Below are 25,432 nucleotides of genomic sequence, written 5' to 3'. Positions count from 1 at the left end.
TTAAATGTAAGCCCAAGTGTACGGACCGCTGCTTATATTCCAAACTACGGAGAATTCATTTGCTTATATGCGTAACTTGAATAAGCATCTTAAAATGTCATCTGCTGACACAATCACAAGAACCCATCACATTTCATGAACCTTCACCAGCTGCGCTTCGTGCGCGAAGCCGTGCGCCAGAACTACAACCTGACCGATGCGGCCAAGGCGCTGTTCACCTCCCAGCCGGGGGTGTCGAAAGCGATCATCGAGCTTGAGGAAGAGCTCGGCGTCGACATCTTTACCCGCCACGGCAAGCGTATCCGCGGGCTGACCGAGCCGGGCCGGCTGGTCCTGCAGTCGGTCGAGCTGATCATGCAGGAGATCGACAGCCTCAAGCGCATCGGCAAGGAATACGCGGCCCACGACAGCGGCAGCTTCACCATCGCCACCACCCACACCCAGGCGCGCTACATGCTGCCCAAGGTGGTGCAGGGCTTCATGCAGAAGTATCCCAAGGTGCGCTTGTCTTTATTGCAAGGAAATCCGAAGCAGATCGCCGACATGGTCAAGAACGACCAGGCCGACCTGGCCATCGCCACCGAGTCGATCGCCGCCATCGACGGCCTGATCACGCTGCCGTGCTACCAGTGGGAGCACGTGCTGGTGGTGCCGCACGAACATCCGCTGCTGCGCTCGAAGGCGGTGTCGCTGGAGGAAATCGCCGGTTACCCGGTCATCACGTATGACGCCGCCTTTGCCGGCCGCAGCAAGATCGACCACGCCTTCGGCCTGCGCAACCTGAAGCCGGACGTGCTGCTGGAAGCGATCGACGCCGACGTCATCAAGACCTACGTCGAGCTGGGCATGGGCGTGGGCATCATCGCCGGCATGGCCTTCGACCCCGAACGCGACCGCAACCTGCGCGCGATCCCCGTCGGCCACCTGTTCGGCATGAACACCTCGCGCGTGGCGATCAAGCAGGGCGCCTACCTGCGCAGCTATATCTATACCTTCATCGAACTGCTCGCCCCGACCCTCAACCGCAAGATGGTCGAGTCCGCCATGCGCGGCGGCGAGAACTACGAACTGTAATTACAAGGAAACACCATGAGCACCAACCCAGTCGCCGACTTCTATACCGCGATCGCGGACCACTACGACGCCCAGTTCCACGACGAGAGCGACGAAGACCGCCAGGACGACCTCGACGACGTCGCCGAGCAGGTCGGCGAGCTGTTGCGCGGCCACACCGTGCTGGAACTCGGCTGCGGCACCGGCTACTTCACCGACGTGATTGCCGAAACGGCGCAATCGGTGCTGGCCACCGACATCAGCGAAGCGATGCTGAACGTGGCGCGCGAGCACGGGGAAGGGCTGGAGAACGTGCAGTACCGGGTGGCCGATGCCCTGAACCTGCCGACCGACCTCGGCAAGTTCACGGCGGTATTCGCCGGCTTCCTGTGGTCGCATTTCAAGAGGGAAGAGCAGGACGCCTTCATCGCCGGCCTGCGCGCCCGCATCGGCTCGAATGCGCTGCTGGTGCTGATCGACGACGAGTACGTCGAAGGCGCCAGCCCGACGGTCGCGCGCACCGACGCCCAGGGCAATACCTGGGCCCAGTTCGTCGACGCCGAAGGCAAGCGCCACGAGCTGCCCAAGAACTATCCGACCGACAGCGCGCTGCGCAAGCGCCTCGGCACGGCGGTGCGCGAGATCAAGATCGGCCGCTGGGACAGCTGCTGGGCGCTGACCTGCCGCTTGAAGTAAACCCGGCTGGGTTAAAAACCGCGGCCCATTCCGATACTCATGTTGCCGCCGCCAGGCGTGCCGCCCGGCCCGCGGCCGCCGCGGCCGCCCTCCGGCTTGCCGCCACCTTCCCTGCGGCCTTCGCCAGCGCCCGGTCCCGGCGGCTGGCGCTCCAGGATGCTCCTGAAGCGCGCCTGCACCAGGCCTCGTTGACGCTCGTCGAGCGCATCGTTCATCGTGAACCAGATTTCGCGCAGCTCCTTGTCCTCGTCGTGGATCATGGCTGCATCGTCGGCGAGCGCGCCGGCCAGGCCGCGCAGTTCGGCGGACGGCTCGTTGGCGAGCTTCTTGGCGGCGGCATCGAGTTCGTCGCGCCTTTCCTTGCGCAGCCGCAGGATGGCGCGCGTCTTGCGCATGCTCTGTTCCCACAGCAGGTTCTGGTTGTCGGTCAGGCCGAGTTCCTTCCTGATGTCCGGCGCCTGCATGAGCAGGTTGTCGGCGCGCCAGTCGGTGACGGGGACCGCGTAGGCCAGCGGCTGGGTGCACAGGAAGGCGGCGGCGAGGGCGAAGGTAGTGAGCTTCATGGATGCATGGGGAAGGGAAGGGAAAGCCATTCTCTGTTGCCTGAGCGTTAAGCGCGGTTGCTCATCTGTAAGCAAATGTTGCCGGGGCCGCACAGGTCTACCCGCCCGACATAAAAGGACCAGCGTGGCCCGCGGAAGCGTCAGATTTGGCGTGGCCATCGATATACTCGGTCGATCGCAGATCAGTCGGAGGAGAAAGCATGGCTCGTCGGATTTCCCGCAATGCACTGCTGCTGTGTCTTGCCTGCTGGACGGTGCCGGTCCAGGCCAGCGACGCGCATGTCGTGCGCACCGAAGAGCAGCTCAAGACGGTGCTGGCCTCCGGGAAGCCGACGCCGCTCGATGCGTTCACCCCCTACGGAAGGCGAACCCTGCTGCGTTCGATCCGTTGGACCGAAGACGGACGCTTCGCCGGCCTGAATGTCGGGATCGTCGAGCGTGAACTCGATGCGCCCCAGATCGCCGCGTTGCTGGCTTTCTTCGACAGCCAGGTCTTGCTGCCGATGTTGACGCAAGACCTGAGCGGTCGAGCGATCCGTCTTCCCGAACCGTCTTCCGATATCGACGAGAAGCTGGAGCGCTTCGACCGGCTTTCCCAGGAGGATGCCGAGCAGCGCCGGCCGGAGGCCGGGGGCACGACGCCGACCGGTTCCGCTGCATTGTTGGCCCACTACACCCGCCTGTTCGGCGACCGGATCGACCCTGCCTCGTTGCGGCGGCAGCCGCTGGGCGATCTGCTGCCGCTGTTCGAGGCGGCGAACATCATGAACTTCTACCATCCGGGCAGCGCGCTGCAGGACCAGATCGACGTGCATCGCGAGCTGGTGTCGCGCGGCGTGTCGACGCAGCGCTGGATCGACACACGCATGTTCAAAGCGCTGATGGCATCACGCCGCTTCGAGGAAGCCCGGGTGTTCGCATCCGCCCGCCCGGCATTGGCAGGCCGGACCATTCCCGTCGTGGCCGATCCGCTTGGAACGGCGTTCAAAGGCCGCAGCCTCTATCGCTACGACAGCGCCAGCAATACCCTGACGCGCGAAGCGGCGCCGGCGCCCACCGGTATCCAGGTGGTGATGGTGGTACAGGAAGGGTGCCAGTTTTCGGCCATGGCGCTTGAGGCGCTGCGCGAGGATGGGGAACTGCAGTCCCGCCTGCGCCAGTCGAACCTCTTGCTGCTCACCCACCCATCGAGCAGCATTCCCCTGAACTACATAGCGGCATGGAATGCCGCCAATCCAGCCATTCCCATGCGCGCAACCTCCAATATCGAGGAGTGGAAGGGCGTCATTCCGACCGGCGTGCCGGAATTCTTCGTGCTGAAGAACGGTGTGCCGGTCGGTCGGCTGACCGGAGGCTGGCCACGGGAAGGCAACAAGGCCGCCCTCATGGCGCTGCTCGATGCGGCGCGCGACTGACTGGGCGCGTCCGGATCACATGTTCGTCTGCTCGGGCGGCGCCCGGTCCGAACCAGGCCGGCGACGCTATCTTGCAAGATTGACTACAGTTGAGTGACCATCAAACGGCAGAGGCTGCTGCAACATGCGCCGGCGCGCCTGGCGCGGCGCCTCCGTCGACCTTCACTTGCACAGGAGTCCGTCACCATGAATTTTCGCAGCCTGCTTTCCTCCGTACTGATCGGCGCCGTCGCCAGCGCCCGCTCGATGACCCCGATGGCCACGATCGCCACCGCCCGCATGGCCAAGCGCGACACCCCGGGCGAGCTGTTCCTGCTCGACCGCCCGCTGTTCAAGTACGGCGCACTGGCAATGGGGGCGGGTGAACTGATCGGCGACAAGATGAAAACCGCGCCCGACCGCACCGTGTTCCTGGGCCTGCTGGCGCGGGTCATGAGCGCCGGCATCGCCGGCGCCGCGCTCGCGCCCAAGGGCCGGGAAAAGGCCGGCGCGGCGGTCGCGGTAGCCACCGCCGTGCCGCTTGCCTACCTGACGCTGGCTGGCCGCAAGCAGGCCATGGCACGGATCGGCCAGACCCGCAGCGGCCTGATCGAAGACGCACTGATCGTCGCCGCCGGCAGCGCCATCGTGGCCTTGTCGACCCGCGGACAGCACGAGCATGGGCGCACGCCGCTGCAGCGCGCCTACGCCCGCTGAGCGGCGCCGCCCTTCAGCGGGGCGCCTCGTCCGCCTCGAAGTCCAGCGTGTCGGTATCGCGGTCCGACGCGAGCGGGCCGCCCAGCAGCTTGAGCCAGGTGAAGCCGGCGATGCCGGCTACCAGTGAAGCGACCAGGATCGCCATCTTGGAAGCATTGATAGTGTCGCCCGCGCCGACGAAGGCCAGGTTGGTGATGAAGATCGACATCGTGAAGCCGATCCCGCCCAGCAGGCCGGCGCCCAGGATGTGGCGCCAGGCCAGGTCCAGCGGCAGCCGGCACAGTCCGAGCGCGACCGCCGCAAAACTGAACAGGAAGATGCCGACCGGCTTGCCGGCCACCAGGCCGGCGATGATGCCGAGGCTGTTGCTGCTGAGGAGTTCGGTTTCCCAGCCGGCGCCGATGATGATGCCGGTATTGGCCAGCGCGAAGACCGGCAGGATCAGGAAGGTCACCGGCTTGTGCAGGATGTGTTCCAGCCGGTGCGAGGGCGACTCCGCATCGTCTTCCCTGCTTGAATACGGAATCGTGAAGGCCAGCAGCACACCCGCGATGGTCGCGTGCACGCCGGACTTGAGCATCAGGAACCACATCAGCGCGCCGCCGACCAGGTAGGGCAGCAGCGCCATCACGCGCAGCACGCGGTTCAGCGCCAGCAGGCCGGCGAACACGGCCAGCGCCCCCAGCAGGTAGAGGAAGGACAGCTCGGCGGTATAGAACAGGGCGATGACGATGATCGCCCCCAGGTCGTCCATCACGGCCAGGGCCGTGAGGAAGATCTTGAGCGAGGCCGGCACCCGGTTGCCCAGCAGGGCCAGCACGCCGAGCGCAAAGGCGATGTCGGTGGCCATCGGGATGCCGACGCCGGCCTGGGTAGGCGTGCCGCCGTTCAGGCCGAAGTGGATCAGGGCCGGCACCGCGATGCCGCCCGCCGCGGCCAGCATCGGCAGCATGGCGTTCCTCAGGTCGGACAATTCGCCGTTGACCAGTTCGCGCTTGAGCTCGAGGCCGATCAGCAGGAAGAAGATCGCCATCAGGGCGTCGTTGACCCAATGCTCGATGCTCAGGCCGGCGACGTACTGGTGCCAGAAGCCGAGCCAGGCGGGACCGAGCGTGGAGTTGGCGATCGACAGCGAGACGATCGTGCACAGGATCAGGACGATGCCGCCGGCCTTGCTCGACTCGAAAAATTCCTTGAAGCTCAGCGAGAGGGGGCGTTCGATGCGGATCATGCGGCCTCCATGGAGGCATGACGGGAAACGAACGTGGGAATGAAGATGGAATGGATGCTGTGCATGGGATGGTCGCGTATGAACCGCGTGGCGGCCCGACCATCGCGCATCCTGTCGTGCCTTGCCCGGCACGATCACCCGCGACCATGATACCACGCCCGGGCTACCGGGCGTGGTCTGCTGCGCTTAGCGGACGGTTTCGGCGGCCTTGTCCTGCGCTGCCGCCTGGCTGTTGCGCTGCACCCAGTAGTCGGCGTTCTTGATGCCCAGCGCCACAGGATCGAAGACCGGGTCCTTGCCCTGCGCCTTCTGCGCCTCGTAGTCGCGCAGGCACTTGAAGGCCACGTTGCGCATCAGGAGGATGGCGATGATGTTCAGCCAGGCCATCAGGCCCACGCCCAGGTCGCCCAGCGCCCAGGCCGCGTCGGCCGTGCGGATGGTGCCGTAGAAGGTCGCGGCGATGATGCACAGCTTCAGCACGAAGGCCATCCAGGGACGGTTGGTGGCGCGGTTGATGTAGGCGATATTGGTCTCGGCGATGTAGTAGTAGGCCACGATCGTCGTGAAGGCGAAGAACAGCAGGGCGATGGCGACGAACAACGCACCAAAGCCCGGCATGATGTTTTCCAGCGCTGTCTGGACGTAGCCCGGGCCGGCCGCCACACCCTGCACGCCGGTGAACATCGGGCTGCCGTCCGGCGCCTGCACGTTGTACTGGCCGGTAATCAGGAGCATGAAAGCGGTGGCCGAGCACACGAACAGGGTGTCGACGTAGACCGAGAAGCCCTGCACCAGGCCTTGCTTGGCCGGGTGGCTCACTTCCGCCGCCGAGGAGGCGTGCGGGCCGGTGCCCTGGCCGGCTTCGTTCGAATACACGCCGCGCTTGACGCCCCACTGGATCGCCATGCCGATGATGGCGCCGAAGGCGGCGTCCATGGCGAAGGCCGAGCGGAAGATCAGGCCCAGTACGTTTGGCAGCTGGTCGATGTGCAGGGCGACGATGATGCAGGCCACCACGATGTAGCCGAGCGCCATGAAGGGCACCACGTATTCGGCGAAGGTCGCGATGCGCTTGACGCCGCCGAAGATGATGAAGGCCAGCGCGATCGCCAGCACGGCGCCGGTCACGGTGGTATCGACGCCGGCGGCGGTCTTCAGGCTTTCGGCGATCGAATTGGCCTGCACGCCCGGCAGCAGCACGCCGGTGGCGAGGATGGTCACGAATGCGAACAGCAGGGCGTACCATTTCACGCCCAGGCCCTTCTCGATGTAGAAGGCGGGGCCGCCGCGATATTGCTTGTTGATCGACTCCTTGTAGACCTGGCCGAGGGTCGATTCGACGAAGGCCGAGCTGGCGCCGAGGAAGGCCACCATCCACATCCAGAACACCGCGCCCGGACCGCCGAAGGTAATGGCGGTGGCGACGCCGGCGATGTTGCCGGTGCCCACGCGGCCGGCCAGCGTCATGGTGAGCGCCTGGAAGGATGAGACGCCTTGGTCGGAGCTTTTTCCTTCCATCATCAGGCGCGTCATTTCGCGCACATGGCGCAACTGGAGGAAGCGGGACCGGACCGAGAAATACAGGCCGGCGCCCAAGCACAGCGCGATCAGCGCCGTGCTCCAGACGTATTCGTTCAGGGTGTTGACCAACTCGTTCATTTGTTTGTTTCCCCGTGGAAAGGAGATGCGGACTTTGTGGGCCCGCTTTCGTATGATGGACACGGCCGGAAACGCTGCCCGGCCTCTCGTGGGTAGCAAAGATACATGAAGAGTTAACCGATTCCTATCGTTATTTTTGGACTCGCCCGACATGCATCAGGAAGGGGCGCGGCAGCACGTTTTAGGTGCGTCAGTGCAGCTCGATGGGCGCCACCGTGGTCCCTTCGCGCACGTCGATGGCGGCGTCGTCGAAGCCCGGCGGGCCGAAGCGGCCGGCGGCGTCGCGGCTGAAGCCGTAGTTCTCGGTGGGGATGCCGATGAAGTTGCGGTCGAGCTGGTTGTTCCCGTTCTCGTCCTGGTAGGCCAGCACGGCCCAGGTGCCGGGCGGGATATCCTTGAAGCTGACGACGGTCTCGCCGGCCACCGCCGGCACCGAGGCGCTGTAGGCGCACTGCTTGAGGAAGCGCTCGCGGTCGCACACGGCGACGTTGACCTTGCCCTTGCCGCCGGCGACCTTGGTCACCCGCACTTCGACCGTGGCGGCGGATGCGGGCAGCGCCAGCAGCAGGGCGCAGGAAAGCAGTACATGACGCATGGGTGTCCTTTCATTGATGAAGAATGCTTGTACCGTCGCTGAACCGCGGCGCGGTGCGTGCGGCACTTGTGCGGCGCGGCGCCTGTGGTAGGCTCGACGTATTCCGTTTATCGTGTTTGTTCACCATGCTGCTCAACGCCTTCATCGTCGTGCTCACCATCGTGCTGATGGAAGTGTTTTCCATCGTCGCGCACAAGTACGTGATGCATGGCTTCGGCTGGGGCTGGCACCGCTCGCACCACGAGCCGCGCAGCGGGTGGTTCGAGAAGAACGACCTGTACGCCGTGGTGTTCGCGGGCGTGGCGATCGCCCTGATCTGGTACGGCACCGAAGGCGCCTGGCCGCTGCAGTGGATCGGCGCCGGCATGACCGCCTACGGCGCCCTGTACTTCGTCGCCCACGACGGCCTGGTGCACCAGCGCTGGCCGTTCCGCTACACGCCTAGACGCGGCTACCTCAAGCGCCTGTACCAGGCCCACCGCATGCACCATGCGGTCGAGGGCAAGGACGGCGCCGTCTCCTTCGGCTTCCTGTACGCGCCCCCGGTCCACAAGCTCAAGCAGGCTTTGCATGCACAGCACGGGGGACGTCCACCGCGGCGCCAGGACGCTGCCACAGCGCCGGATCGCGCGGCCGCGCCGCAGGACCACTGAAGCGCGAGCCAAGGGCGCTTGCCGCGCCCTTGGCCAGCAGCCACAGCTTGGCCGCCTTGCCCGTGCCGGCGCGCGCGTCCCAGGCATGCGCGCCGCGCCGTTTCACCACGATGCCGATCTGCCGGTAGACATTGCGCGCGCTGGCGATGGCCCAGGCCGAGCGCAGCGGCAGGGCGGCGATGCCCGCGCCGGCCGACTCGTAGTAGGGTTCGGCGTGGTCCACCAAGCGCGCTGCCACCTTGGCCAGCTGCGCGCGGTAGCGCGGATCGGCCAGCTCGTGGGGCGGGATGCCGGCTTCGCGCAGCCACTGCGCCGGCAGGTAGCAGCGCCCCATGCGGGCGTCCTCGACGATGTCGCGCGCAATATTCGTCAGCTGGAAGGCGAGGCCCAGATCGCAGGCGCGGTCCAGCACGCGCGGCTCGTGCGCGCCCATGATCGAGGCCATCATCAGGCCGACCACCCCGGCCACGTGGTAGCAGTAGCGCAGGGTGTCCTCGATGGTTTCGTAATGCGTCTCCTGGACGTCCATCGCGAAGCCGGCCAGGTGGTCGAGCGCGAAGCGCGGGTCGATACGGTGGCGCAGCGCCACTTCCTGGAAGGCGGCAAAGGCCGGGTCGCGCATCGCATCGCCGGCGTAGGCGCGGCGGGTCTGGTCTTCCAGCACGGCCAGCTTGGCGCCGGCATCATGCGGTGCTCCCCCCGGCAGGTTAAAGCCGAGTTCCTGGCCGTCGACGACGTCGTCGCAATGGCGGCACCAGGCGTACAGCATCAGCACGCTGCGCCGCGTCGCCGGGTCGAACAGGCGCGCCGCGGCGGCAAAACTCTTGGACCCGACCTCGATGGTGCGGGTGGCGTGGTCCATCAGCGCTTCGCTCATGCGCGCAGCTCCTGCACGCGCGGCGCGGCGACCGGGGATTGCGCGGCTTCGCCGAGCATCAGGCCGGCGGTCGCCTTGGCCGAGCCGATCACGCCCGGCACGCCGGCGCCCGGATGGGTGCCGGCGCCCACCAGGTAGAGGTTGGAGAGTTCACTGTCGCGGTTGTGCGGACGGAACCAGGCGCTCTGGGTCAGGATTGGCTCGAGCGAGAAGGCCGAGCCCAGGTGGGCATTGAGCTGGTCGCGGAAGTCGATCGGAGTGAAGAAGCGGCTGGTGACGAGCTGGCTGCGCAGGCCCGGCATGTAGCGCTGCTCGAGGTAGTCGAAGATGCGGTCGCGGTAGCGCGGGCCCTCGACTGACCAGTCGATCGGGGCGTTACCCAGGTGCGGCACCGGCGCCAGCACGTAGTGGCTGCCACAGCCGGGCGGGGCCAGCGACGGGTCGGTGACGCAGGGCGCGTGCAGGTAGAGCGAGAAATCCTCGGCCAGTTCCTGTCCCCGGAAAATGTCCTTGATCAGCTCGCGGTAGCGCGGACCGAAGCAGACCGTGTGGTGCTGCAGCTGCTCGTGGTGCTTGTCCAAGCCGAAGTAGAGCACGAACAGCGAATTGCTGAAGCGTTTCTTCTGCAGCGCCGCGCCTTCGGCCTTGCCGCGCGGGTGCTGGCCGAGCAGCCTGGCATAGGTGTGCACCACGTCGGCGTTCGAGGCCACCGCGTCGGCGCCGAACAGGCGGCCGTCTTCGACCCGCACCCCGGTCACCCGGTTGCCGGACGCTTCGATCTGCGCCACCGGCGCGTTCAGCTCGATGCGACCGCCGATGTCCTGGAACAGCTTGACCATGCCGCGCACCAGGGCGCCGGTGCCGCCGCGCGGGAACCACACGCCCCATTGCCGTTCCAATGCGTGGATCAGCGTGTAGATCGAACTGGTGGCGAACGGGTTGCCGCCCACCAGCAGCGAGTGGAAGGAAAAGGCCTGGCGCAGCTGCTCGTCCTGGATGAATTTCGCCACCAGGCTATACACGCTGCGCCAGGCCTGCAGGCGCGCCAGCTGCGGGCCGGCCGCGATCATGTCGCGGAAGGACAGGAAGGGCACGGCGCCGAGCTTCAGGTAGCCCTCGTCGAACACGGCCTTCGAATAGGCCAGGAAGCGGCGGTAGCCTTCCACGTCCTGCGGGTTGCGCGCGTGGATCTGGCGGTCGAGCGCCTCCTGGTCGTTGGCGTAGTCGAAGTGGCTGCCGTCTTCCCAGCACAGGCGGTAGAAGGGCGTCACCGGCAGCAGCTCGACGTAGTCCGACAGGCGCTTGCCGGCCAGCGTGAACAGCTCCTCGATGCAGGAAGGATCGGTGATCACGGTCGGCCCGGCGTCGAACACGAAGCCTTCGTCCTCGTAGACATAGGCGCGGCCGCCCGGCTTGTCGCGCTTTTCCAGCAGCGTGACCTGCATGCCGCTGGCCTGCAGCCGGATGGCGAGCGCGAGGCCGCCGAAGCCGGCGCCGATCACCACGGCCTGTTTTCCTTGTTCGATGCGATCACTTGTGAACTGAGTCATGCGGGTTTCCTGATCTGGTCGGGGTGAATCTTGCATGCCGCCGCCAGGGCTTGCGCCACCGGCACCGGCGGTTTGCCGCTGAGGACCCGCGCCTTGTCGGCCAGGCGCGGCCGGCCCGCATAGAAACGTGCGATGAGCGGCGCCGGCAGGCGGTAGAAGCGCTGCATCACGCGCCAGCGCTGTTCCGGGCGGCCGGCGAGGAAGAGCATGCGGTTGAGCAGGCGGAAGAAGCGTTGATCCTGCCATGCGCGCCGCGCTTCCATGCGGATTGCCGCAAACAGCTGCGGCGCCTCGAACGCGCCCAAGGCCGCGATGTGTTCGGCCAGGCGCACCGCGTGCGGCAGCGAATAGCCGGTGGTCGGGTGGAACAGGCCGGCGCGCAGGCCGCTGCTGGGCTGTCCTGCCAGCTCGTCCCAGAAGGCGTCGAAGTCGCCGGCCAGCACGATCGGCAGCGAGCCGTGTTCCTCGCGCAGCACCTCAAGCACCCGCCAGCCGCGCGCGGCCACGTAGGCCGCGATGTTGGCGCGCAGCCGCTCGGGCTGCCAGGCGGCGCTGTCGACGTAGTGGGTGTCCTCGACCAGCAGCCGGTCCGGCCCGAAGGGCAGCAGGTAGACGAAACGGTAGCCGCCCTGCTGTTCGACCGCCGCATCCATGATGACCGGATGGTCCAGGCCATGCGGCGCGGCCAGGCGCAGCTCCTGGCCCAGGAAGGTCTGGTAGCCCAGCGAGAGATGGCCGCTGGGGCGCATGCCGCGCCCGTCGATGACGGCGCGCGCGTGGATGGTCTGGCCGTCCGCCAGGCGCACGCTGGTCGGCGTGAGCGACGCGATACGCACGCGGGTGAGCAGGGCGGCGCCCAGCGCCGGCTCGATGACGCGCGCGAAATCGCTGGAAGCGATGCTGGCGTAGCCGCCTTCGAGCGTGCGCGCCAGTTCGGGGAAGGCGACGTCGTAGCGCGGCCAGCGCTGGGTGACGAGCGGGGCGATCCAGGCGCGCTGGGCCGGGCTCAGGTCGCTATCGTGGAAGGACCAGGTGTGGTTGCCGCCGATGTGCTCGCCGCTTTCCAGCAGCAGGATGCGCAGCGCCGGGCGCAGGCTGCGCAGGCGCCAGGCCAGCAGGCCGTTGGCGAGTCCGCCGCCGGCCAGCACCAGGTCGTAGTCGGGCATGGACTTATCCAAGGGTAGCCGCATCCATGGCAAGCGGCCGGCGCGCACCCTGCAGCGCGGCCTCGATGATGTCGGCCGCGCGCAGCGTACCGCCGGCACTGGCCACGCTGTCGGCCATTGCGTCCAGGCGCGTGCGGAAGCCGTCCTCGTCGAGCAGGCGGCGCAGCAGGCGCGCCAGCTGGGCGCTGCCGGTCAGGCGCGCCGAGGCTTTCAGGCCGATGCCCGCGTGGACGATGCGCGCCGCCGTGCCGGGTTGGTCGAAGGCGATCGGCAGGGCCAGGATCGGGGTGCGTGCGGCGATCGCGTCCATGATGGTGTTCGAACCCGCGTGCGAGACCACGGCGTCGGCGCGCTCGAGGACCGCCTGCTGGTCGGCGAAGCCGCAGACCCAGGTCGCGCCGGCCGCCTCCAGGGCGCGCTCCTGATGCGTATCGAGGCCGCCGCAGTGGGCGACCAGCAGCTGCGCGTCGAGCGCGCGGCAGGCCCGCGCAATACGCTTGAACAGCGCCAGGCGTCCGCCCTGCATGGTGCCGAGCGAGGCGAATACGAAGGGCTTGCCGGCCGCGATCGCGGGCATGAAGTGCCGCTTCGTGCCGCCGCCATGCGCGCCGGTGGGGCGCAGCGGCCCGACATGGTGGAAGTGCGGCGGCAAGGCGCGGCGCGGGAAGTCGAAGGCGGCCACCGTCTGGCTGACCTGGGCCAGGGGCGACAGGCAGTCGTGCAGCGCATCGCGGGCCAGCAGGCCGAGGCGGCGCGCATTGGCTTCGATGCTGCGGCGGTGCGGGTTCATCATCCAGTCGTAGACGCGGGTGCTGCCCTCGTAGATGGCGCGGGCGCGCTCGTCCTCGGCATAGTCGAAGGGCATGACGGGCAGCGGGATGCCGGGCTCGCGGTTGACCGGCAGCGCGCAGGCCACCGAGACGAAGGGCAGGCCGAGTCCCTCGGCCACCAGTGCGCCGGCCGCTTCCATCTGGTCGGCGATGACGGCGTCGATCCCGAGCGCGTCGACGGCGCGCGGCAGTTCGCGGCACAGCATGTCGGTGCTGCCCGCCATGTCGAGGATGACGCGGCGCAGGCCGAGCGGACTGCCCGGGTTGGCGGCGCGGCGCAGCACGGCGTCCAGCGAGCCGGGAGGATGGGTGGCAGCGCCCACCGCATGGAAGCCGATGCGCGGATCGGCGACGTAGGCGCGCGCATCCGGGCGGTGCACGAAGGTGACGCGGTGGCCACGTTGCACCAGCTCGCCGGCGAGCGCGCCCAGGGCGCTGAAATGGCTGTAGAACGCGGGTGCGACGACCCCGAAGTGCGCCATGGGATGTCTTCCGTCTTTCAGTTCACCACAGCTTCGCGGCTGCGCGCGGCATCGGCGCCGGCCGCGGGAGTCTCGGCGGCAAAATGCATGCGAGAACGGCCCGTTGCGAACAGGCTGTCGACGAACAGGCAGGTTGCCGCTTTGGGGCCGAGGGCGGCCACTAGATGCTGCTGCGCCTCGTGCAGGTGCCTGGCCAGGCGCCGCTGCGTTTCCTCGACGCCGAGCGAGGCCAGCACGGTGGCCTTGCCGAGGTCCTTGCCGGTGTCCTTGCCGCTTTCCTTGCCGGTGAGGGCCAGGTCCTGGCCCGGCAGGTCGATCAGGTCGTCGCGGATCTGGAAGGCATGGCCCGCCGCCAGCGCGAAGGCGCGCAGCGAGGCCGCCACGCGCTCGTCGGCCTGGCAGATGATGGCCGCCATGTCGACCGCGACGCCGAGCAGCACCCCGGTCTTGAGTTCATTGGTGGTGGCGATCGCGTCGAGGGTGCGCGCGCCGCCGTGCAGGTCCTGGAACTGGCCGCGCACCAGTCCCTGGGTGCCGACGGTCTCGGCGAGTTTGGCGACCAGGCGGGCACGCGTGACCGGCGGGATGTCGGCGGCGCCCGCCAGCACGCCGAAGGCACGGCTCAGCAAGGCGACCGATGCCAGGATGGCGACATCTTCACCGTACTGGACATGGACGGCCGGCTTGCCGCGCCGTAGCTGGGCATTGTCCATGCAGGGCAGGTCGTCGAGCACCAGCGAAGCCGCATGCACCATTTCGACGGCGCAGGCGACGTCGGCCAGCGCCGGCGAATTGCAGCCGAGGTCGCGCGCCACCAGCATCACCAGCAGCGGACGCATGCGCTTGCCCGCGCCCAGGGCGCCCGCGCGCATGGCCGCGCCCAGCAGGTCGGCCTGGTCGCCGGACTCGGCCAGCAAGAAGGCCATGCGCTCTTCGACGCGCTCGCGCAGCGCGAGCAAGCCGTGTGGATCCGCTTCGGCGCCTGGGGGCAGGGCGAAGCCGTTGATGGAAGCGTTCATGGCTCCGTTGAACCGCTGTGACTTTCGTGTCATGTGCTTTCCCCTTGTCGTCGAGAGCCAGAACAATAATTGCTAAATTTGCCGACGATCATACCGGAAGCAATATTGGGAATTCGATAATTTTTCAATTGTGTGCAGGGGTCTTGAGGTGCATGCGTGCTGCTGCCTGCGAACCACCGCATCGATGTAGCAAACGTATTAAACTTGAAAATTAGGCCAGATTCACTTGCGCCACGCATGGTCAGCGGGTCAAGCACGGGACGAGGACGGTGCGCTCCGGCTCAGTGCCGGGGGCAATCACGAAAAAAAGGCCGGCGAGGCCGGCCTTCCTGGGGCATGCGGCGCTGCGCCGCAAGCCTTGCTTAGAACGAGTGGCGGATACCCACGTTGAACACGCGCGGGTCGGCGCCCAGCGCGGTTGCCGGCGGCGCCACGGTCACCGACGACGAGGTGATGCCGAAGGCGGCGCGGCCGTTGTTGCGCAGCTGGGCATAGGTCGTGTAGATGTTGGTGCGCTTCGACAGCGCGTAGGTGTAACCCACCGACACGGTATTGCCCTTGGCGCCGTTTTCAAGCTTTTGCTGCTGGAAATTGACGAGGAACTTGCCCGGGCCGGCGCTGTAGGTGCCGCCCAGGTTGGCGTTCTTGTACTCGTTGTTGGCGCCGGTCGGGTTCGCGACCAGGTAGTTGCCCTTCACTTCGAAGGCGCCGAAGCTGTAGCCCGCGCCGAACGCGTATTCCTTGTCGTCGCCGGTCGCCAGGCGCTCGAGCTGGTGGTAGCCGGCGCCCAGGTACAGGCCGCCGTTCTTGTATTCCAGCGACACGCCCATCAGGTCGCCCGACGGGTCGACGGCTTTTTCGCCGGTCGAGTAGGCGGCGTTGACGGTGAAGCCGCCCGCTGCGTTGCTCTTGTAGTTGACCGAGTTGGCCAGGCGGCGGGTCAGGCGACCGCTGGTGAAGGCCGACAGGTTGCTGCCGTACAGGCCCTGGCCCAGGGCGTCGGTGGCGGCGGCCACGGCGGCGATCGGGCTGTATTCGCGGCCCACGGTCAGGGTGCCGAAGCTGCCCTGCAGGCCGACCACGGCGCGGCGGCCGAACATGGTCGAATCGGCGGCGCCGGTATCCAGGGCCACGCCCGCTTCGATGTTGAACAGTGCTTTCAGGCCATTGCCCAGATCTTCGGTGCCACGGAAGCCGATCCGGCTGCTCGACTGGTTGCCCGAGTTGATCACGGTGCGGCTGTCTTCACCCGGTGCGTCGGTGTCTTCCACGCCGATTGCCGCATCCATCACGCCGTAAATCTGGACGTTGGTCTGGGCGTTGGCGAACAGCGGCAGGGAAGACAGCAGCGCAGCTGCCAGGTACTTGAACTTCATGAAGAGCTCCTTTGGTTTGGACAGGATGTCGAGTTCTCAATAAACTCAGATCGACGCGGATCTTACCTAGCGAATATGTCGACTTAATGACATGTTGCTATGTGACATCTTGTTATGCCAAAGGGGCAAGGCGGCTGGCGCTAGCTGGTGGCGTTCTCCCCGATGATGCGGCCGGCCAGCGGCAGCGCGATCTCGATGGTGGTGCCGGACATGCCTTCGCTGCTGATGGTGATTTCGCCGTGCATGGCCCAGACCCGTTCGCGCATGCCCACCAGGCCCAGCGACTCCTTCTTTTCCATGTCTTCGGAACGGATGCCGCGGCCGTCGTCACGGATGGTCAGGAGCAGTTCGTTATCAAGGCGGTCGAGATTGAGCACGACCTGGGTCGCTCCCGCATGGCGCGCGATGTTGGTGAGCGCCTCTTGCACGATGCGGAACACGGCGGTGCTGGCGGTATCGTCCAGGCGCAGTTCGGCTTCGTCGGCCAGCAGGGCGCAGGCGATCCCGTGGCGTTCGACGAAGTCGTCGCGCAAGCCCTGCAGCGCGAAATACAGGCCGCCTTCGTCGAGTGCACGCGGGCGCAGGTTGGTGGCGATGCGGCGCAGCGAGGCAATCGCCATCATCAGGTTGGTTTCCATGCCCTCGATCAGGCGCTGGCTCGGCTCGGGCAGCCTGGCGTTCCCCTGCAGCAGGGTCAGGTCCATGCGCAGCGAGGCCAACAGTTGTCCGAGGTCGTCGTGCAGTTCGCGCGCGATGTGGGTGCGTTCTTCTTCGCGGATGGTCTGCAGCGCCGAGGAAAGCTGGCGCAGCTGGTCGTGCGAGCGCGCCAGCTTCTGCTGCACCAGGTGGCGCTCGGAGACGTCGCGCAGGATCACGGTACAGACTTCATGGCCGTCGTGCTCGACGGTGGAGATCGAGCCCTCAATCGGGAACAGCTGGCCGTTGGCGCGGATGCCGGTGACGGCGTAGTCGGTGGCGCGCCGCCCTGCGCGCCCGCCGCCGGCGGGAAAGTAGTCGCACGGGGCCCTGGCATTGCGCACCGGCGCCTGGATGAAGCGTGCCAGCGAGCTGCCCTGCATGACGCCGACGCTGCTGGCGAACATCTGGGCCGCGGCCGGGTTGGCGAACAGGATCATGGCCTCTTCGTCGATCGAGAGGATGGCGTCGCTGGCGCTGTGCACGATGCGGCGGCCGTCGAAGGCGCGCAGGGGACGATGCACCTCTCGGGCACGGCGCAGCGCCGCGACGGCCCGGCCGGCGCAGTAGCCGCCCAGGAAGGAGAACACGAGCACCGCCGTGCCCGGACTGCGCTGTCGAAAGCGCCGCTGTGTTGGCCGCTGAATGCTCATGCAGAAGCTGCAAGGAAAGGCCTGGAGGCCGGGAGCTCTACATTACGGTGTGGCGGCGCACAGCGGATTGAGGCCACACAAGACCGTTCTAGCCTAGCTGGAAGCGCAGCGCAAAATTGTCCAGCGTCCCCGGCAACCGTTCCGGGTCTGGCGCGAGCCCTCCGGTCTGCGCCAGCGGGCGACCGTCGAGCAGGGTGGCCAGCATGGCGCTGCTCAGCATCAGCACCAGATGGCGCCCCGGGCACATCACCGGACCGTCGCTGAAGGGGACCAGGGGCCAGTCCTGGCCGGCGGTCCGGCCGTCCAGCCACAGCTCGGGCGTGAAGCGGTCGGCATGCTCCAGGCGGGTATCGTCGCGGTGGAAGAAGGGGGCGTGGATCAGGATGCCGGTGTCGGCCGGCATGCTGCCACGTTCCCAGCGCGTCTCGGAGGTGCTCTGGCGCAACACCATGGGCGTGGTCGGCCACAGGCGCAGCGCTTCCAGCATGCAGGCGCGCAGGAAGGGCAGGGGCTGCCCGGCCTGGCGCGCCGCGATCTCCTCGCGGGCGCGCGCCAGCTGTGCGGGGTGGCTGGCGAGCAGGGCCAGGGCGCGGAAGCTGGCCATCACGGCGGCGTCGAAGGCGAACAGCCATTGCGGCACCTGCTGGCGCGGCGCGGTCGTGGCGCTGCGCGCTATCCCGGCCATGTAGCCGGCCAGGCTGCCCGGCTCGGCGCGGTCGAGGTACATCTGGATGCGCGCCAGGAAGCGCTCGCGCCTGGCCGGCATCTTCGGGTGGAAACCGGCCCAGTTGGCGGCCCCGCGCAGGCGCACGATCAGGGCCTGCAGTTCCTGGTCCTCGGCCGCGCTGTTGCCCAGCACCACGCGCCGGATCAGGCGGTACCAGCCTTCGGACCAGGTTTTCCAGTCGAGCGTACCGCCGGCCTGCGCCAGCATGCGCGCCGCCTCTTCCTTGACGATGGGCAGGAAGCTGGCCGCCATCCGGTGCATCGGGTGCGCGGTGTCGAGCGCGGCCTCGTTGAAGCGGCGCCGGTCGGCGCGCTCCGGGCCGGTCGACAGCAGCACGCCCTTCGGTTCGAAGTGCGACAGCGCAGCGCGCTTTTCGGTGCTGGCGGCGGAAAACGGGACCGGCGATTGGTCCAGCACGCGCTGGGCGTGGGCCGGATCCAGCACCACGGCCTGCTTGCGGATCGGCAGCGGCAGCATCAGGGGGCCGGGGCCGTACTTGTCGCGCAGCTTCTGCATGCGCCGGATGGCGCGGCGGTGGGTGTCGAAGCGCTCGGCCAGGGCCATCATCGGCGGACGGCGGATGATCACGCCCTGCGCCACCACCGGGGCAAAGACCTCGAGCCCCAGGGCGAGCGTGTCGAGCAGGCTGGCGCGCGGCAAGCCGTCATCGCGATTGGCGTGGGTAGCGGGAGCGGTCCGGGCGATGCGCCGGCCGGCGGCCAGTCCGGCGCCGAAGGCGCCGAGCACGCCGGCGGCCAGCAGCAGGGTGTCCTTGCGCGAATTCTTCATGGTTCATCCTGTCGAGTTCGTAAAATTTGACTGTACGACATTCGACAGGACGAGCGCGCACGGGCGCCGGCGGGACTACATCTGCTTGAACAGGTGCAGGAAGCTGCGGCTCACTTCCAGCTTCTCGGGCCTGCCCTTGACCAGCACCAGGTGTCGCCCACGGATGTCGCGCGTCACGCCTTCGATCGCATTGACGTTGACCAGGGTGGCGCGGTGGATCTGCCAGAACAGCGAGGGGTCGAGCTCTTCGGCCAGGTCGCGCACCGGCTTGCGGATCAGGGCCTCGAAGCCGGCGGTCTGCACGCAGGTGTATTTTTCGTCCGAGCGGAAGAACAGGATATCCTCCACCGGAATCATGCGCAGGTCCTGGCCGATGCTGGCCTGGATCCACTGCAAATGCTTGGGCTTCGGGGAGGCGATCTTCTCGGCCAGCTGCGACAGCATGGCCTGGACGCTGTCGTTGACGCTGGCTTTCTCGTTCGGACGCTCCAGGCGCTGCTTCAGGCGGTCGACGGTGACCTTCAGGCGCTCCGGCTCGGTGGGCTTGAGCACGTAGTCGATGGCGCCGCGTTCGAACGCTTCCACCGCGTACTGGTCGTAGGCGGTGACGAACACGATCTGGCTGCGGTCGCCGATGTCGCGCGCCGCTTCCATGCCGGTCTTGCCCGGCATGCGGATGTCGAGGAAGGTCAGGTCCGGCTTGAGCTGCTCGACCAGTTCCACCGCTTCCTCGCCGTTCTTGGCTTCGCCAATGATGTCGAGCTCCGGCCAGGCCTCGGACAGGCGCAGGCGCAGCTGGTCGCGCATGAGTCGTTCGTCATCGGCGATGATCGCGGTAGGTGCGGTAGGCATGCTTGTCCCTGTAGCTATGTGATTATTTATTGATTATTCAATGAAACAGCGCGGCAGGCAAGCTCCTGGGCAGGCGCCGGCCCCTGCCCATGCACGGCGGGTCAGCCCGCCCTGGCGAGCTGGTAAGGCACCTCGATCATGGCGATCACGCCGCTCGGGCTGTTGGCCGCGATGTGCAGCTGGCCGGCGTCGCCGTGCAGCAGCTTGAGGCGGTCGCGGATGGTCTGCAGCCCGAGGCCGGTGCCGTCGCTCGGCACCACCCCGAAGCCGACGCCGTCGTCGGTGACGGTGACGAGCAGCTTGCTGTCGACCACTTCGGCCTGGATTTTGAGGGTGCCGCCTTCCGGCTTGCATTCGAGGCCGTGCTTGATCGCGTTCTCGACCATCGACTGCAGCATCATCGGCGGGAAGGCCGCGCTGCGCAGGCCCTCCGGCACCTGCATCACCACCGTCAGGCGCTCTTCCATGCGCATCTTGAGCAGGGCCAGGTAGGCCGTGACCATGTCCACCTCGCGCCCGAGGCCGGTGACGACGGCGTTGTCGCGCATCTGCGGCAGCACCGCGCGCAGGTACTGGATCAGGCTGCGCTGCATGGCCGAGGCGCGCGGCGGGTCGACCTGGATCAGGTGCTCGACCGAGGCCAGGGTATTGAACAGGAAGTGCGGCTCGACCTGGGCCTGCATCATCTGCATCTTGGTTTCCGACAGCTGGCGCTGCATGGCTTCGCGCTCGGCCGCCGCGTTGGCCAGCTGGGATTGCGCTTCGGCGCGCTTCTTGCCGCCGACCAGGGCCTTGGTGCCGAACAGGGCCAGCACGAACAGCAGCACGAAGTTCATGAACCAGGTCGACGCCTGCTTGTGGTAGCGCGACACCTTCTGCTCGGCGGCGTCTTCCACGGCGGCGTCGATCGCGTTCGACAGTTCTTCGCTGATCTGCGGCGGCAGTTCGATGTGGACCGATTCGCCACTGCTGCCCGCGGCCGGGGCGGGCGGCGCGCTCGGCGCCGGCGGGGCCGACGGGGCGGATGGCGCATCGGGCGCGTCGGGTGCGCCTTCGGCATCCGGCGGCGCGGGCGGCTCCGGCGGCGTCGCACTGCGCGGCCGGTTACGCGGATGGAAGCGGATGCCGCTCTCGTCGATCAGGATGGCGGCGTCGCCGCCGCGCCGCTCGCGTTCGGCGCGCGACACGTATTCTTCGGCCGGCCCGGAGAACAATTCCTCCTGCAGGATGGCCCCGGCGGTCAGGGTCAGGATCGCAAACAGGAAAAACTTCCACCACGACAGCTGGGTAACCCAGGTCGCCACGGCGTCGAAGCCGCGGTAGAGCCACGACAGGACGCTCGAGAAATAATGCGGATTGGTGTTCCTGGCTTGCATATCGATCTTCGCTATTGGTGCAAGCGGCGAGTGTACCTCGTCGCCACCTGCGCGTGCCGGAAATACAACATTGTCGGCATCTACGACTGTTGGGATGATGCAACTTTACGCCTTGCCGTCCCTGGCGGCCAGCGCCGTGCGACAGCCTGCACGATCCGGGGAATGGATTGCGTCCAGCTCTGCCAGAATGCGCCATCGCAAATGCTGACAAGCGGAAACGTTGCAAGGTATGATCTTTTGGACCGCAGTTTCGCTTTCCGACTCCAGAAAGGAAGTGCCGATGTCAGCCGACCAGCAAAAATTCCGACTCGTAACCCGCAGCGACTTCGACGGCCTGGTGTGCGCGGTGCTGCTCAAGCACCTCGACCTGATCGACGACATCCTGTTCGTGCATCCGAAAGACATGCAGGACGGCAAGATCGCAATCAGCGGACGCGACATCACGACCAACCTGCCTTATGTGCCGGCGGCCCACCTGGTGTTCGACCACCACCTGTCCGAGACCATCCGCAACACGGGCAGGCGCGACAACCACGTCATCCATCCCGAGGCGCCCTCGGCGGCGCGGGTGGTCTACGACCACTACGGCGGCCCCAGGACCTTCCCGGCCGCCTGGAACGAGATGATGGCGGCGGTCGACAAGGGCGACTCGGCGCGCTTCTCGCGCGAGGAGGTGCTGTTTCCGCAGGGCTGGAACCTGCTGAACTTCCTGATGGACGCGCGCACCGGCCTGGGGCGCTTCCACGACTTCCGCATCTCCAACTACCAGCTGATGATGGCCCTGATCGATTACTGCGCCGAGCATCCGATCGAGAAAATCATGGAGCTGCCCGATGTGCGTGAGCGCAGCACGCTGTACTTCGAGCACAGCGAGGCTTGCCGTGAGCAAATCCGGCGCTGCGCCCGCGTCCACCGGAACCTGGTGGTGCTCGACCTGCGCAGCGAGGAGGTGATCTATGCCGGGAACCGCTTCATCATCTACGCCCTGTTCCCCGAGACGAATATCTCGATCCACGTGCTGTGGGGCGTCAGGCAGCAGAACACCGTATTCGCCACCGGCAAGTCGATCCTGAACCGGACCTCGAACACTAACATCGGCGCCCTGATGCTGGAATACGGCGGGGGCGGGCACGAGAACGCCGGCACCTGCCAGGTGGACAACGAGATGGCCGAGGACGTGCTCGGCGCCCTCGTCAACCGCATCAACAAGGACGGTTGAGCTGAAGCTCAGGCGCCCTTAATGGCCGGCGCGGCGTGCGCCGATCCGGATGCAGCCGAGGGCGGCGCAGGTCACCGCGGTGCCGAGCGCCAGGCCGCCGACCATCCCGGCCACACCGATCGGGGCGGCGAGCCAGGCCAGCATGTAGCCGAGTCCGCCCAGCACCAGGGCCCAGCCGGCGAAGCGGCGCGCGGCCTGGTCGGCGCTAGGGGAGGCGCAGCGCATGCGCGCCGCCAGCGCCTTCGGGATGGCGTTCGCATACACCACCACGACGCCGCCCAGCAGGGCGCCGGCAAGGCGCCGTGCCCATTCCGGATCGAGGTAGGCCGGCGCGGCCCAGGCCAGCAGGGCGGATGCACCAAGGATGCAGGCAGCCGCCAGCACGGCGCGGCACAGGTGGGAAAGGCGGGACGACGGCTTCATGCTTACTCCTTCGTTGGTGGGACAGCGGGAGGCTCCGGCCGGCTGAGGTTCAGCCCAAAGGCCTGCGCGAATCCCAGCAGGGCGTCTTCGAGCACCGACAGCCTGAGCCGGTAGGTGATGCTGCGGCCCTGTTTTTCCGCCGCAATCAGCCCGGCCGCGACCAGCACGGCAAAGTGGGCCGACATCGTCGGTTTCGACACGTCGAACAGGTCGGCCAGTTCGCCGGCGCCCATCGGCCCCTTCTGCAGGTGCTCGAGGACAGCGCGGCGGGTCGGATCGGACAGGGCTTTGAAAACGGAAGTCATGATCGATTGTTAGCTAAATATCGAACTATTGCAAGAAGTTTGATGCGGCTGCGCCCCGATTATGCGGGGAGGGTGGGCCTCAGGCCTGGTGGCGCTGGCCGAGCATCTCGCGCACCGCCTCGGGCAGCAATGGCTCGCTGAACCATTGCCCTTGCAACTGGTCGCAGCCGTGCGAGCGCAGGAATTCCACCTGGGCCTCGGTCTCGACCGCTTCGCCCACCACCGCCAGGTCGAGGTTGTGGCCGATGTCGATCAGGGTCTTTGCCAGCCGGCTGCCGCTGCCGCCGCCGTCGCCCTCACGGGCGATCTCGTGCACCGCCGCTTTTGAAAGCTTGACCTGGCGTACCGACAGCTGGCGCAGGAAGGACAGGTCGGAAATCCCCTTGCCGAACTCGTCGAGCGAGAGCGCCACGCCGACCTCGCGCAGCTGGGCCGACAGGTCGCGCCCCAGGCCCGGATTGCGGATCAGGTCGGCCTCGGGGATCTCGATCTCCAGGCTGCCGGGCGGCAGCGCGTAGCGCCCCATGCGTTCGGCCAGGCCGGGGATGAAGCCGTGCTGGCTGTACTCGCGGTGCGAGACGTTCACCGACACCGGCAGGCCGGTATAGCCGAGCTGGCGCAGCTCCTGCAGGAAGGCGCAGGCCTGGTCCAGCACCCAGTTGCCGATCTCGATCATCTTGCCCGATTCTTCGGCCTCGGCCAGGAAGTCGGCCGGCAGCATGATGCCGTTCTTCGGGTGGCGCCAGCGCAGCAGCGCCTCGAAGCCGCGTACCTTGCCGCTCTTCGCGTCCATGCGGGGCTGGAACAGCAGGAACAGCTCGTCGTGCTCGAGGGCGCTGCGGATGCTGTCGGCCAGCGCCGCGCGCTTCTGGCTGGCCGAGCGCATCTCGGGCGAGTAGAAGTGCACGCCGCCGCCATTCCCCTTGACGTGGTACATCGCCATGTCGGCCGCGCGCACCAGTTCGGCGGGCGTGGCGCCGTCCTGAGGGAACAGCGCCACGCCCAGGCTGGCGCCGACCGGGATCTCGTTGCCGCCGAAGGCCACCGGCATCGTCATCGCGCGCCGCAGGCGCTCGGCCATGCGCAGCGTGAAGCGCACCGAGGGCTGGTCGACCAGCACCAGCACGAACTCGTCGCCCGACATGCGCGCCACCGTGTCGCTGTCGCGCACCGCCGACTGCAGCCGGCGCCCGACCACCTTGAGCACCATGTCGCCGGCCTCGTGGCCGAAGGTGTCGTTGACGATCTTGAAGTTGTCCAGGTCGACCAGGATGGCCGCCACCATGGTCCCGTGGCGCCGGGCCAGGTGCACCGCGTGGTCGAGGCGGTCCCACAGCAGGTTGCGGTTGGCCAGTCCGGTGAGGTGGTCGTGGTTGATCTCGTGCTCGAGGTGCTCGGTGCGCTGCTTGGTGGCGGTAACGTCCTGCAGGATGCCGATGAAGTGGGTGACCTCGCCGTGCTCGTCGCGCACCGGGGTGATGGAGAGGTCGTTCCAGAAGATGTCGCCGTTCTTGCGCATGTTGCGGAAGACCACGTTGACCGGGCGCCGCTCGGCCAGGGCCAGGCGCACCTGGCTGCGCTCGTTGGTATCGAGCTTGGGCGCCTGCATGAAGCGGGCATCGCGCCCGATCGCTTCAATGGCCGGATAGCCGGCGATGTGTTCGAAGGCCGGGTTGACGTATTCGATGATGTTGTCGCGCCCGGCGCAGCGGGTGATGACGATGCCGTTGCTGGCCGCGTGCAGCGCACGCTCGCGCAGGAGCAGCTGGAGCTCCTTCTCGCGCCGCTTGGCGATGCTGAGGCCCATCCCGAACAGGTAGCGGTCGCCGTTGCAGCCGACACGCGCGCCGCCGACGATGACCGGCGTCTCGCGCCCGCTGCGCGACACGTAGTTCATCTCCATCGCCACCTCGGCGCCTTCGTCGAACACGCGGCGGAAGTTTTCCATGGCCTGCCTGCGTTCGCGCGGCTCGAACATCTCGAACACATGGGCGGCGGCGAGCTCGTCCGGCGTCATTTCGGTCATGCGTTCGAGGTTGGCGTTCCAGAGGATGAAGCGGCCGTCACGATTGATTGCGTAAAACGTACCGGGCAGCAGGTCGACCACGTCGGAGAGAGGGGTATTGCCGACCCGCTCGGATTCGGAGAGCGCATCGGCAGGGGCGATGAGGACGGAGGCGCTCCAGCCCTGCGGCTCGTCGCGCGCGTCGTACTGGCGCAGCAGGACCAGGGTGGCCAGGGCCTCGCGTCCGCCTGCGAAGCGCATCCGCAGCTTGGCCCCGCCGGCGGCAGCCAGGGCCGGCCAGCCGGGTTTGCCGTCGCCGCCGGCGACGAGCTCAAGGAGCTCGCGTCCCGGCGCCTGCGCCGAGGTCCAGCCGAACAGCGCCGCGCAGGCGGGGTTCCAGGTCACGACCTTGCCCTCGTCATCGGTCAGGAAACAGACCTGCGCGGACGCTTCGATGGTGGACATGCCGGGGACCCTTCGCGAAAAACGCTCTTGGGATGATCAGATTACACGCCTTCGCTTATGG

General features: G+C 67.3%; 23 protein-coding genes. 6 read left to right on the top strand and 17 right to left on the bottom strand.

What is annotated here, in order from left to right:
- Window positions 1-135 precede the first annotated feature (135 nt).
- A complete protein-coding gene (locus YWC_RS0115705) occupies window positions 136-1,074 on the top strand; it encodes a CysB family HTH-type transcriptional regulator (protein WP_027866236.1) in 939 nt (312 codons plus the stop codon).
- 15 nt (window positions 1,075-1,089) lie between these two features.
- Complete coding sequence (locus YWC_RS0115700) at window positions 1,090-1,749, top strand: class I SAM-dependent methyltransferase (protein ID WP_027866235.1); 660 nt, start codon at window positions 1,090-1,092, stop codon at window positions 1,747-1,749.
- 11 nt (window positions 1,750-1,760) lie between these two features.
- Here the strand turns inward: YWC_RS0115700 and YWC_RS0115695 are convergent, their stop codons facing one another.
- The gene (locus YWC_RS0115695; protein WP_051306494.1) at window positions 1,761-2,312 is read right to left on the bottom strand and encodes a hypothetical protein; all 552 of its coding nucleotides are present in this window, start codon (window positions 2,310-2,312) and stop codon (window positions 1,761-1,763) included.
- Window positions 2,313-2,512: 200 nt separating this feature from the next.
- Here YWC_RS0115695 and YWC_RS0115690 point away from each other — a divergent pair, with 200 nt between their 5' ends.
- Window positions 2,513-3,727: a hypothetical protein gene (locus tag YWC_RS0115690; RefSeq protein WP_027866233.1), complete on the top strand. Its 1,215-nt coding sequence runs from the start codon at window positions 2,513-2,515 to the stop codon at window positions 3,725-3,727.
- 186 nt (window positions 3,728-3,913) lie between these two features.
- Window positions 3,914-4,423 carry a hypothetical protein gene (locus YWC_RS29600; RefSeq protein WP_036214544.1) on the top strand — a complete coding sequence of 170 codons (510 nt, stop codon included), beginning with the start codon at window positions 3,914-3,916 and terminating at the stop codon, window positions 4,421-4,423.
- A 13-nt stretch (window positions 4,424-4,436) separates the two neighbouring features.
- On the opposite strand, the gene nhaA is transcribed toward YWC_RS29600, so the two are convergent.
- The 3 genes from nhaA to YWC_RS0115670 form a co-directional block, all read right to left on the bottom strand.
- Window positions 4,437-5,654, bottom strand: a complete 1,218-nt coding sequence (gene nhaA, locus YWC_RS0115680; protein WP_027866232.1) for a Na+/H+ antiporter NhaA — start codon at window positions 5,652-5,654, stop codon at window positions 4,437-4,439.
- 186 nt (window positions 5,655-5,840) lie between these two features.
- Window positions 5,841-7,313: an alanine/glycine:cation symporter family protein gene (locus YWC_RS0115675; RefSeq protein ID WP_027866231.1), complete on the bottom strand. Its 1,473-nt coding sequence runs from the start codon at window positions 7,311-7,313 to the stop codon at window positions 5,841-5,843.
- 190 nt (window positions 7,314-7,503) lie between these two features.
- Complete coding sequence (locus YWC_RS0115670) at window positions 7,504-7,908, bottom strand: DUF2141 domain-containing protein (RefSeq protein WP_027866230.1); 405 nt, start codon at window positions 7,906-7,908, stop codon at window positions 7,504-7,506.
- A 23-nt stretch (window positions 7,909-7,931) separates the two neighbouring features.
- Here YWC_RS0115670 and YWC_RS32120 point away from each other — a divergent pair, with 23 nt between their 5' ends.
- Window positions 7,932-8,561 carry a sterol desaturase family protein gene (locus tag YWC_RS32120; RefSeq protein ID WP_229413122.1) on the top strand — a complete coding sequence of 210 codons (630 nt, stop codon included), beginning with the start codon at window positions 7,932-7,934 and terminating at the stop codon, window positions 8,559-8,561.
- Here the strand turns inward: YWC_RS32120 and crtB are convergent.
- The 10 genes from crtB to YWC_RS0115615 all read right to left on the bottom strand — a co-directional run bounded on the left by crtB (window position 8,464) and on the right by YWC_RS0115615 (window position 20,954).
- Entirely contained in the window at window positions 8,464-9,438 is a 975-nt protein-coding gene (gene crtB / locus YWC_RS0115660) for a 15-cis-phytoene synthase CrtB (RefSeq protein ID WP_027866228.1), read from the bottom strand. The two genes, YWC_RS32120 and crtB, sit on opposite strands and share 98 nt — an antisense overlap.
- A complete protein-coding gene (locus YWC_RS29595) occupies window positions 9,435-10,988 on the bottom strand; it encodes a phytoene desaturase (RefSeq protein ID WP_051306493.1) in 1,554 nt (517 codons plus the stop codon). Before YWC_RS29595 ends, crtB begins: the two co-directional genes overlap by 4 nt.
- The gene (crtY, locus tag YWC_RS0115650) at window positions 10,985-12,154 is read right to left on the bottom strand and encodes a lycopene beta-cyclase CrtY (protein WP_229413121.1); all 1,170 of its coding nucleotides are present in this window, start codon (window positions 12,152-12,154) and stop codon (window positions 10,985-10,987) included. The genes YWC_RS29595 and crtY overlap by 4 nt, the downstream gene beginning before the upstream one ends.
- Window positions 12,155-12,158: 4 nt before the next feature.
- Complete coding sequence (locus YWC_RS0115645; RefSeq protein ID WP_027866226.1) at window positions 12,159-13,466, bottom strand: glycosyltransferase; 1,308 nt, start codon at window positions 13,464-13,466, stop codon at window positions 12,159-12,161.
- A 17-nt stretch (window positions 13,467-13,483) separates the two neighbouring features.
- Window positions 13,484-14,485: a polyprenyl synthetase family protein gene (locus YWC_RS29590; protein ID WP_084416454.1), complete on the bottom strand. Its 1,002-nt coding sequence runs from the start codon at window positions 14,483-14,485 to the stop codon at window positions 13,484-13,486.
- Between the two features lie 362 nt (window positions 14,486-14,847).
- Window positions 14,848-15,861: a porin gene (locus tag YWC_RS0115635; protein WP_027866225.1), complete on the bottom strand. Its 1,014-nt coding sequence runs from the start codon at window positions 15,859-15,861 to the stop codon at window positions 14,848-14,850.
- 140 nt (window positions 15,862-16,001) lie between these two features.
- Window positions 16,002-17,210, bottom strand: coding sequence for a PAS domain-containing sensor histidine kinase (locus tag YWC_RS0115630; RefSeq protein WP_027866224.1), 1,209 nt, complete (start codon window positions 17,208-17,210; stop codon window positions 16,002-16,004).
- 88 nt (window positions 17,211-17,298) lie between these two features.
- Window positions 17,299-18,726, bottom strand: coding sequence for a cytochrome P450 (locus YWC_RS0115625; protein WP_084416453.1), 1,428 nt, complete (start codon window positions 18,724-18,726; stop codon window positions 17,299-17,301).
- A gap of 75 nt (window positions 18,727-18,801) precedes the next feature.
- The gene (locus tag YWC_RS0115620; RefSeq protein ID WP_036214541.1) at window positions 18,802-19,578 is read right to left on the bottom strand and encodes a LytR/AlgR family response regulator transcription factor; all 777 of its coding nucleotides are present in this window, start codon (window positions 19,576-19,578) and stop codon (window positions 18,802-18,804) included.
- Between the two features lie 101 nt (window positions 19,579-19,679).
- Window positions 19,680-20,954, bottom strand: a complete 1,275-nt coding sequence (locus tag YWC_RS0115615; RefSeq protein WP_027866221.1) for a sensor histidine kinase — start codon at window positions 20,952-20,954, stop codon at window positions 19,680-19,682.
- Window positions 20,955-21,234: 280 nt separating this feature from the next.
- Here YWC_RS0115615 and YWC_RS0115610 point away from each other — a divergent pair, with 280 nt between their 5' ends.
- Window positions 21,235-22,173 carry a DHH family phosphoesterase gene (locus YWC_RS0115610; RefSeq protein WP_027866220.1) on the top strand — a complete coding sequence of 313 codons (939 nt, stop codon included), beginning with the start codon at window positions 21,235-21,237 and terminating at the stop codon, window positions 22,171-22,173.
- Window positions 22,174-22,191: 18 nt separating this feature from the next.
- Here the strand turns inward: YWC_RS0115610 and YWC_RS31625 are convergent, their stop codons facing one another.
- The 3 genes from YWC_RS31625 to YWC_RS0115595 all read right to left on the bottom strand — a co-directional run bounded on the left by YWC_RS31625 (window position 22,192) and on the right by YWC_RS0115595 (window position 25,371).
- A complete protein-coding gene (locus tag YWC_RS31625; RefSeq protein ID WP_156923698.1) occupies window positions 22,192-22,596 on the bottom strand; it encodes a hypothetical protein in 405 nt (134 codons plus the stop codon).
- Window positions 22,597-22,598: 2 nt separating this feature from the next.
- Entirely contained in the window at window positions 22,599-22,901 is a 303-nt protein-coding gene (locus YWC_RS0115600; protein WP_027866219.1) for a metalloregulator ArsR/SmtB family transcription factor, read from the bottom strand.
- A gap of 79 nt (window positions 22,902-22,980) precedes the next feature.
- Window positions 22,981-25,371, bottom strand: a complete 2,391-nt coding sequence (locus YWC_RS0115595; protein WP_027866218.1) for a sensor domain-containing protein — start codon at window positions 25,369-25,371, stop codon at window positions 22,981-22,983.
- Window positions 25,372-25,432 lie beyond the last annotated feature (61 nt).

It is taken from the genome of Massilia alkalitolerans DSM 17462 (assembly GCF_000427785.1).
Lineage (GTDB): Bacteria > Pseudomonadota > Gammaproteobacteria > Burkholderiales > Burkholderiaceae_D > Telluria > Telluria alkalitolerans.
Note: the sequence above shows the minus strand (reverse complement) of the source record. Positions and strands in the feature narration are given on the sequence as shown.